Annotated in this window: 7 protein-coding genes and 1 pseudogene; 3 read left to right on the top strand and 5 right to left on the bottom strand. The window is 67.3% G+C overall.

What is annotated here, in order from left to right:
• Together AC0IY0_RS26665 and AC0IY0_RS26660 are read left to right on the top strand one after the other, a co-directional pair.
• Positions 1-580, top strand: a pseudogene (locus tag AC0IY0_RS26665) (hypothetical protein); the annotation flags it as partial.
• Between the two features lie 67 nt (positions 581-647).
• Positions 648-1,475, top strand: coding sequence for a Crp/Fnr family transcriptional regulator (locus AC0IY0_RS26660; protein WP_147938793.1), 828 nt, complete (start codon positions 648-650; stop codon positions 1,473-1,475).
• A 125-nt stretch (positions 1,476-1,600) separates the two neighbouring features.
• Here AC0IY0_RS26660 and AC0IY0_RS26655 read toward each other — a convergent pair whose 3' ends face one another.
• The 5 genes from AC0IY0_RS26655 to AC0IY0_RS26635 form a co-directional block, all read right to left on the bottom strand.
• Positions 1,601-3,796, bottom strand: a complete 2,196-nt coding sequence (locus tag AC0IY0_RS26655) for a PAS domain S-box protein (protein ID WP_471766180.1) — start codon at positions 3,794-3,796, stop codon at positions 1,601-1,603.
• Positions 3,797-4,018: 222 nt separating this feature from the next.
• Positions 4,019-4,609, bottom strand: coding sequence for a hypothetical protein (locus AC0IY0_RS26650; RefSeq protein WP_471766179.1), 591 nt, complete (start codon positions 4,607-4,609; stop codon positions 4,019-4,021).
• Positions 4,603-5,802 carry a zinc-dependent alcohol dehydrogenase gene (locus AC0IY0_RS26645; protein WP_471766178.1) on the bottom strand — a complete coding sequence of 400 codons (1,200 nt, stop codon included), beginning with the start codon at positions 5,800-5,802 and terminating at the stop codon, positions 4,603-4,605. The genes AC0IY0_RS26650 and AC0IY0_RS26645 overlap by 7 nt, the downstream gene beginning before the upstream one ends.
• A gap of 203 nt (positions 5,803-6,005) precedes the next feature.
• Positions 6,006-7,175 carry a zinc-dependent alcohol dehydrogenase gene (locus AC0IY0_RS26640; RefSeq protein WP_147908379.1) on the bottom strand — a complete coding sequence of 390 codons (1,170 nt, stop codon included), beginning with the start codon at positions 7,173-7,175 and terminating at the stop codon, positions 6,006-6,008.
• Positions 7,176-7,189: 14 nt separating this feature from the next.
• Positions 7,190-7,729: an SRPBCC family protein gene (locus AC0IY0_RS26635; protein WP_246692068.1), complete on the bottom strand. Its 540-nt coding sequence runs from the start codon at positions 7,727-7,729 to the stop codon at positions 7,190-7,192.
• Positions 7,730-8,680: 951 nt separating this feature from the next.
• Between AC0IY0_RS26635 and AC0IY0_RS26630 the strand changes: the two genes are divergently transcribed.
• Entirely contained in the window at positions 8,681-9,289 is a 609-nt protein-coding gene (locus tag AC0IY0_RS26630; RefSeq protein ID WP_471766177.1) for a PAS domain-containing protein, read from the top strand.
• Positions 9,290-9,347 lie beyond the last annotated feature (58 nt).

The raw sequence follows: 9,347 nt of genomic DNA, 5'->3' as shown, positions 1-9,347 counted from the left end.
CTGGCCTTCCGGCTACCCATGGCCGCCACCATGCAGTAGCCTCTCAATCGGCTCGGTCCAAAATACCGGTCAGGTCAGGTACAGCCATCTGGTCTCGCTGGGCGACGCGATGGCCGAGATGAAGGAAGCGCATCACTTCTACCCGGTGTTGTTCTACTTCCGATTCCAGCAGCCGTACTACTCGGTCTCGGCGCAGGCTCACCTCGCACTCGATACGGCGTCGCTGATCCGCAGCACACTTGCGGGCGAGGAGGCGGCGTTGCTGAGGGAGGCGGCGGCGGTCGAAGCACTCTGGCGGGTGGCTCACAGGCTGGTCGTCACGCTGGAAACGGCCTTCCTGGCGGGGGCTCCGCCGCGGGCGCTGGCGGCCGATCCCGAGGCGCGGCAGCGGTGGCGCGCCCATTGGGACAGAGCCGCATCCCGGCTCGCCGAGGCGGGGATCGCGGTCGTGCGGGATGACGCAGCCGTGCAAGCCTATCTCGACCTGCGCGCGCAATGGTCCCCGCACATCGCGCGGCTCGCCCCCGCGATGGCCTACCGGAGCGAAGATATCGCAGCGGGCGGACCGGAGGGCTCCTAAGGGACCAACCGGATGCCCGCACTCCGCGACGGCGGGAGAATGCGGCAACGATCCCGGAGGAAGCCCGATGGAGACACGCGCCCTGATCACCGTGACGGATGTTTCCGTCGCCGGGGCCGCTCGCGTGCCGCGGCTTTCGGCTCCGGCCCGGGAGGGGGGCGGCGCCGTCTGTGCGCTGGCCCGCAAGCTCGACAGCTTTGCGCCGCTGACGGAGGAGGATCGTGCGGCCCTTCAGGGCTGGACCGACTATGTCCGGCCGGTCGCGCGGCACACGGTTCTGGTGGAACAGGGACGCGTGGCCGACCACGCGCTGATCGTCCTTGCTGGGTTCGCCAACCGTCATAAGTGCCGGATGTCGGGTCGTCGCCAGATCCTGGCCTATCTGGTGCCCGGTGATCTTTGCGACCGCGGCGCCCTCCAGGGCTACCCGCTCGACCACGCGATCGAGGCGCTCACGCCCTGTCGGGTCGCCAAGGTCCCGCGCGTCCCCTACATGGACCTGCTCGGCCGGCATCCCCGCATCGCTCTGGCGCTACAGCGCGCAAGGCTCGCGGAGGAGGCGATGGCGCGCGCGTGGCTGGTCAATCTCGGCATGCGCTCGGGCCCTGAACGCATGGCCCATCTCCTGTGCGAGCTGCTGGAACGGCTGGGCGCGATCGGCCAGACCGCGGACGGGCAGTACGATCTGCCGCTGACACAGGCGGATCTCGCCGACGCGCTCGGCCTGTCGAGCGTGCACGTGAACCGCGTGTTGCAGACCCTGCGGCGCGACGGGTTCATCTCGCTGCGCAAACGCCGCCTGCGCATCCTCGCGCCGCGTCGGCTGCGTCAGCTCGCAGAGTTTGAGGCTGGGTACCTCTCGCGTTCGCCGGCCGTCTCCGGCGACCCCTATTAGAGGGCCGGGCGCCGGCGCCGCGGCCGAGCGCATCGTGCCGGATATCGGAACCGGCACGATGCGCGAGCCCCCTGATCCGCATCCCCTCTTTCCGAAAGCCGGCGGACACCTTTCGGAACGCTGTTCTAGACGCCGTCCTGAACGGCGGGACAGACGCCGGCCGCGGTCGCGATCAGGACCGCCTCCGGCAGGGTGCGAGCCCCGAGGGCTTCCATGACCCGGGCACGGTGGATCTCCACCGTCCGCGGACTTAGGCCCAGCGTGCGCGCGATGGTCTTGTTCGTGCCGCCCGCCAGCAATCCCTCCAGCACCGCACGCTCGCGTGCCGACAGGGCCGCGATCCGCCCGCGCGACTCGTCGCGCGCGCGTGTTTGCTCCGCGACGTCGCGGATCTCGGCCAGGGCAGTCTTGACGGCGAACAGCAGCGCTTCCGGCGTCCAGGGGTCTTCGAGGAAATCGACTGCGCCCGCCTTCATGACGCGGACCCCGAAGCCGACGTCGCCCCTGCTCGCACCGATTGCCACCACGGGCAGGTGCGTACGTGCCGCCTTCAGCTCGCTTGCGACGACCAGGTCGCCGGCCTCCTCGAATTCGAGTACGACGCAGCCCGGCATCAGCGAGCCCGCCACGGTGAGGAAGGCCCGTCCGCTCGCAAAGGCCTGCACTTCGTAACCGGCGGCCTCCAGGGCGCCGACGAGGCCACGCCTGGCGTCGTTTCCCGTCGCGATCACGTAGGCCCGCAGGTCGGTATCGGTGGTGACGTCCTGCGCGATCCCGCCGACCAATCGGATGTGCCCATCGAGCGCCGGGATCGGGAAGAAGGTGTCACGGATGCGGCGTACCGTGTGGTCCGCGGCGCGCAGGATCCGGTACTTCAGGACCAGGGTCTCGCCGCCGCCGACCCGCTCAAGCGCCCGCGATGCGGCGTCGCGGTCCTCCGGGTGGACGCTGGCGAGCCAGCCCGCGACATCCGGCATGTCCGCCGGGTCCATACCCCACACCTGCCGGAAGGCCGGGCTGAGGACATCGAGTTGTCCGCTCTCCAGGTCGGCGAGCCAGAGCACGTTCGTCGAATGCTCGGCGAAGCGACGGAAGCGCTCCTCGCTCTCCCGCAGGGCCGCCTCGGCCCGCTTCTCCCGATCGACGTCTTGCACCACCACGATGGCACCGTTGATCTCGCGGTCGACGTTGTGAAACGGGGCGGCACTCACGCGCGTCCAACACGCCCGACCGTCGGGATGGGTGAAAATGAAGTCGATGCCCGGGACGACCGTTTCGCCCCGGAGGACCCGGGCCCCCGGATACTCGGCAGGGGGCAGCCGTCGCCCGTCTGGGGCGTACGCCTGCCAGCGCTGGTTCGACTGCGCCTCCAACGAGGGAATCCGTTCGAGTGCGTAGCGATTGAGCGCCGTGTTCGCCAGCGCGATGCTCCCGTTCGGGTCGGCCAGACCGACCCCGATCGGCAACTGGGCCAGCGTCGCCGAGAGACGATGCTCGCTCTCGCGCAACGCCGCCTCGGCACGCACCTGTGCGGTGATCTCCACGACGACGCCGACGAACGACGCCGGCCGCCCGTCCTCGAACCCGGTTCGGCCGTAGGTCGAGACCCAGCGCTCGATGCCGTCGCGGAGGCCGATCACGCGATACTTGATGTGGTAGACGCCGTCGCCGCTCGGGTCGGCGCAGCGCGCCGCCGCCGCCTCGACGCGCCGGCGGTCGTCCGGGTGGATGGCGGAGAGCCACACCTGTTTGTCGACGGGCGCGTCGGGGGGGAGGCCCCACAGGGCCTTCACACGCGCATCCCAATCCAGCGCGCCGGTTTGCGGATCCCAGGAGTAGGGTGACAGGCCGACTAGATCTACGGCGGCCTGCAGCCGGGCCTCGCTCGCGCGGAGCCGGGCCTCGGCGCGCTTGCGGGCCGAGATGTCGGTGCCGATCATCGCCGCGCCGATGAAGCTCTCGTCACCGTCGTAGAGCGCGAATGCGTGCCATCGGACCGTCATTCCGGAGCCGTGGCGGAAATGCCGGAACCGCAACTCGCCTTCCCAACGGCCGCCGCGCAGCAGCGCCGGCAGCGCCACGTCGCGGACGACGGCGCGATCGGCCGGGTGGAAGAAGTCCGAGACCGGGATGATCGCGATGTCGTCGTCGGGCTGAAGTCCGACCATCCTGCGGCCGGCCGCGTTCAGGAACAGGGGCCGGAGTTGCGAGTCAACGAGACCGATGAACATCTGGGCCTGACGGGCAAACGCCGCCAGGAGGGTCTCCAGCCCCGGCACCATCACCGCGTCGGAGCGGTCCCGGGACTCATTTACGGCCATCGCGTCCGAGGCCAACCTGCCGTGATCCCGAGGTGATGCATGATCCAGGGGTGATGTATCCCGGCGCATCGCCGCCTCGCGCTGCTTGGCCGACGACGGGGCGCTTTCCTTGAGAGCCGAACAGGCGCGATAGGACGTGCTGGGTGGCCCTCCGTCGCCCGGCGGCGCGATCCGTCTCCGACATCGGGGACAGGATGGATCGCCTCGGAAACCCGCGTGGCCTCAAGCGGCAGACGTCCGCTTCGAGACTGAAGCGAGGGGCGGCGTGTGCCGCAGGTCAGGCGGTGTCTTGAAGTCCCGGGCCGCACCGCGGGACGCCTGGACACCGCGCGGAAAGCCGCTGCGGTCCCGGTACGATCGCTTCCGGCCCGCCCCGCGGCTGTGCCGCATCGTGGTGGCCTGGGCGTCGATCAGGTCGACCGCCGTGATGCCGAGCAGCAGCGCCAATGCCACGACGGCGTTGTCGCGCTTCGGGTTGTCCGCCCGCAGCGCCGTCATCACGGTCGCGATGTCGAGACCGTCGCCGGCGACCCGGCTCCAGAGCCCGAGCTTCTTGTCGATCGACAGCGAGAGGATGCCGCTGCCGATCTCACGGGCCCCGTAGGCACGCACCAAGGCCTCCTTGCCCTCCATGCCGAGGGCCTGCGTGATGCGCCTCGGCGCCAGGAGTTCGGTGAGGCCCAGGCCGAGGCTGAACCACCCGAGCCCCTTGGCAAGGCTGTCCGGTATGCCGCGCGAACTCGGCCCGGTGCGAATGACCTTCGGATCGCCCTCGGATCGCGTGATGTTCGAGAGGCTCGCGATGCTCAACATGCTCCCTCCGCACTGTGTGAGGGTTTGAGAACGACTTTGATGCAGCTGTCCTGCTTGTCCCGGAACGTCCGGTACATCTCCGCCCCCTTGTCGAGCGGGACCTCGTGCGTGATGACGAAGGAGGGGTCGATCTGCTCCTCCTCGATCCGGCGCAGGAGATCGCCGGTCCAGCGCTGGACGTGGGTCTGCCCCATACGGAACGTCAGGCCTTTGTTCATCGCCGCGCCCATTGGGATCTTGTCGGCCAGCCCGCCGTAGACCCCCGGGATCGAGATCAGGCCTCCGGGGCGGCAGACATGGATCATCTCGCGCAGCACGTGCGGCCGGTCGCTCTCGGCCATGAAGATCTGCTTGGCCCGGTCGTAGACCGTATCCGGCATGGTGGGGCTGACGTGGCTCTCCATGCCGATGCAGTCGATGCACTTCTCGGGACCCTCGCCACCGGTCAGCTCGTTCAGCCGCTCGACGACGTTCTCGTCGTCGAAATTGATCGTGATGGCGCCCCCCGCCTCGGCCATCTCCAATCGTTCCGGCAGGTGATCGATAGCGATGACCTGCTCGGCGCCCAGGAGGACGGCGGAGCGGATCGTCATCTGGCCGACCGGGCCGCACCCCCAGATCGCCACGGTATCGGTGGGCTGGATGTCAGCCTGGACGGCCGCCTGCCAACCGGTCGGGAAGATGTCCGAGAGGAAGAGCAGCTTCTCGTCTGGGATACCCTTCGGCACCTTCTGGACGGTCGCATCGGCGAACGGCACGCGCAGGTACTCGGCTTGGCCGCCCGGGTAGCCGCCGGTGAGGTGGGAATACCCGAATAGGCCCGCGGTCGTGTGGCCGAAGACCTTGTCGGCGAGGTGTTTCTTGCGGTTGCTTTTCTGGCAGACGGAGAAGTAGCCGCGCTTGCACTGGTCGCACTCACCGCAGACGATGGTGAACGGCACCACGACCCGGTCGCCCTTCTTCAGCGTGCCGTTGAGCCCGCGCCCGGTCTCGACGACTTCGCCCATGGCCTCGTGGCCCATGATGTCGCCGGGCAGCATGGCGGGGATGAAGTTGTGGAACAGATGCAGGTCCGAGCCGCAGATCGCGCAGCTCGTGACCTTGACGATGACGTCACGCCCGTCCTCGATCTCCGGATCGGTGACGGTATCGCAGCGGATATCTTCCTTCCCGTGCCAGACCAGGGCTCGCATGCCGTTCTCCCGCCGGTTGGTTGCAGAGGTTCATTGCAGTTCAGAAGGGTCTGGTTGATCTGCGGACTCTGCGGAGATGATGGCTCCGATTTAGATCAGTATGCTTCACGGCCAGAAATTTAGCCTGTCGAACGCGATATCAGTGTATCTGTATTTCTAACTGGATCGACGTCTTAGGGTTTCCTCGGGGCCGCGATTTTCCGTCAGGGAATGAACACGGAGCGAACGCAGCCGTCATTCTTGTGCTTGAACATGGCGTAGCCCCGCGGCGCATCCTCCAGCGAGAAACGGTGCGTCGCCAGGAACGACGGATTCAGCTCACCCTTCTGGGCGTGGTCGAGCAGGCGGCCCATGTAGGCCTGGCCGTGTTGCTGCGCCGTGCGCACGGTCAGGCCCTTGTTCATGATCGCGCCGATCGGGAATTTGTCCATCACGCCGTAGACGCCCAGGATCGATAGGGTGCCTCCCTTACGGCATGCCATGATCGCCTCGCGCAGCGCCTGGCCGCGATCGGTGTGCATGTACGCGAGCTGCTTGGCGCGGTCGTAGGCGTATTGCAGCCCGGTCCCGTGCGCCTCCATGCCGACCGCGTCGATGCAGGCGTCGGGGCCCCGACCGCCCGTCATCTCCCTGAGGACTTCGAGGACGCTGTCGACCTCCTCGTAGTTGATGGTCTCCGAGCCGACATGCGCGCGGGCCATCTGCAGGCGCTCCGGCAGGCGATCGATCCCGATCACCCGCTCGGCCCCCATTAGGAAGGCGCTCTTCTGGGCCATCAGGCCGACGCCGCCGCAACCCCACACGGCCACCACGTCGCCGCGCCGGATGTTGCAGAAATCCGCCCCCATGTAGCCGGTCGGCGCGGCGTCCGACAGAAACAGCACCTGCTCGTCCGGCAGGCCGTCCGGCGCCTTGAAGCAATCGTTGTCGGCGAACGGGACCCGCACATACTGGGCGTGCGCGCCGGCATAGCCGCCGAACGCGTGGGTGTAGCCGTAGATGCCTGCGGTCGGATACCCGAAGAGGGGTTCCTGCAGTTCGGGCTTGGGATGGGTGTTGTCGCAGAGCGAATGAAGCTTGTTCTTGCAGTACCAGCACTGGCCGCAGGTGATGAAGGACGGCACGACGACCCGGTCGCCCGCCTTGACCTTCTTCACTTCGGGCCCGACCTCCTCGACCACGCCCATGAACTCGTGGCCGATCACGTCGCCAGCCTTCATGGTCGGGATGTAGCCGTCGATGAAGTGCAGGTCGGAGCCACAGGTGGTGGACATGGTCACCCGCAGGATGCAGTCGTGCGGGTTGACGATCTCGGGATCCTTGACCGTTTCGACACGGAGGTCGTTGACGCCATTCCAGATGAGCGCACGCATAAAGAGCCTCCTCGTCAGCGCGGGTCGGGCCGAGCCGCCGGCTGGCGCTCGGTGGTGGGGATCTCTCCGGTCTGAACGAGAGCCTTGAAGTAGTGCAGCGACTTGCTCGCGAGGGCCGCCGGCACCGTATCGTTCAGCATCCGGGTCGCGACCCGGCCGAGCATGCCGCCGGGCGGATCGAGGCTGGCGCGCAGGACGACCACCGTGCCCCGGTTGCCCGCAGCGGAGCGGAAGCGCACGGACGCCTCCCGGATCAGGGCTCCCTCGTCCAGGGCCTCCCAGCGCATGAACGCGCCGGGCTCGTCGTCGGCCAAGCGCATGTCCCAGGAGCCGAGATCGTGGCCGGCGCTCCAGCGTGTCCGCCCGTCACCCGTGGGCTGGACATCCGCGAACGGCGCCATGATCCGCCGCAAGGTCTCCGGATCGCGCCAGCGACGATAGAGTTCGTCCTTAGGAATACCCTCGATCGTGATCGAGCGCTCGACCTCCGGCTCATGTCCCGCGGCCGACCGTCGGTTCGGCCCTCTTCCGGTTCGGCTACCCGTTGCGCTCATCTGAGCGCCGATCAGACCGATGGCGGCCACGCCGGCGGCGGCCAGGGCAAGCCCGATGAGGCTGGAACTTGGACGGATATCGGGGGCATCCTGCCGGTGCTGCCGGTGGTGGTCCGGCCGGGACCGTACGTCTGCCGTTGTTTGCGTGAGACCCGGTCTATCGCGGCGATCGCGCGCGAGAATTTCACCGTCGTGTCCCGCCATGGCACACCTCAGAAGCGTCGAGGGCCATCCGAGCCTACCTGTGCGTGCGAGGGCCTCACACGATGGAGCGGCTCGGTGCTCTCAAGGGCTGCGAAATGTTGTGCTCGAGCTTTACTTTCGGAGAGCTGCCGGCACTCCGCCTTAGGAGATCCGATTGCGCTCGGTTTCTAACGTCGTTCACGCATCCAAAACAATAACATGCGTGAGACTTTTGACATTCGTTCGAATGGGTGGCCGCTCCAATGCTTCCTGCCTCAGATGCGATCGGGTCCGGTTGCCGACGAACACGGGTTGAACCCGATCGGGCGGCGCCTGCACGAGGGTCAGAACGCGGTGGTGCATCGCCCGGTGGCGGCGCTTGCAGGCGTTCAGTTGGGGCGCGACTTCCGCCGAGGCCGCCATCTGCGATCACGGCTCATGCATCCGTCCCGGACGGAGGGTCTCCTGAGGCGGGCGACGCGTGATGCCCCGCTGGCGGCACCCGCGATGCCTGGACGACGCGTTCTACGAGCCGCCTTCGCCCGGCTCGACCACGATCGGCCTCATCGGAGGCGGCATTCCGTCCCCCATCGATCCCCGTGCGGTCCCAGACGCCACTCTTGACGTCGTCATCGAACACCGATTGCAATTGGATCGGTGTCGATACACGTTGTAATTGCGGGAATGGTACTGCCTCTTTAAGTCGTGCCGCCCGCCGGGATACGTTTGTCGTCGACAATCGATTTTCGAGACAGCCGCAGGTAGCAGGTGCCGAAGCTAAAGACCTCCGATGACCGAATCTGTGCGACGGCGCTTCAGTACGCGCTGGATACCTTAGAGATTGCCGGGCCCTGGGATTGGGATATTGGTTCGGGCGTGGTTCGTTCCAACACGTTTGTCGCGTTGCTGTTCGGCGTCGACCCTGACGAGGCCGCTGCCGGACTTCCGTTGTCCGCTTACATTCGCGGCGTGCATCGAGACGACCAGGAACACGTCCACACCCTGATTCGCCGCAGCGTCGACGAGGATGTGCCTTTCGTCGCCGAATACCGGGTGCATTCGGCCGATGGCGTCACACGCTGGGTGCTCGACCGAGGGTACATCATGCGCGACTCGTTGGGACGCCCTGCGCGCGGACGCGGCATCATCGTCGACCTGACGCGCTCGCGCACGGGCAAGTTCACCGCCACAGTAGAAGATCCTGCACCTGTCGTGTCACCTCTGGAGCAGGCGGCAGACCACGCGGTGGCCGCGCAGCGCATCATCGCCGAACTCCAAGACCCCGACCTGAAGGCACGCGCAGACGCCCTGCTATTCGAAGTGGGGCGGCGGCTGGCTCAGCACGAAGTTCGAGCGCGACGCAGGTGCATGAACTAAACGCGCGCTGCACATCGGCCTACAAGCCAATCGTGTTGATCCGGAAGCGCTCTGAATT

The organism is Methylobacterium sp. AC315, from assembly GCF_979253755.1.
This window is presented reverse-complemented; position numbering and strand designations above follow the sequence as displayed.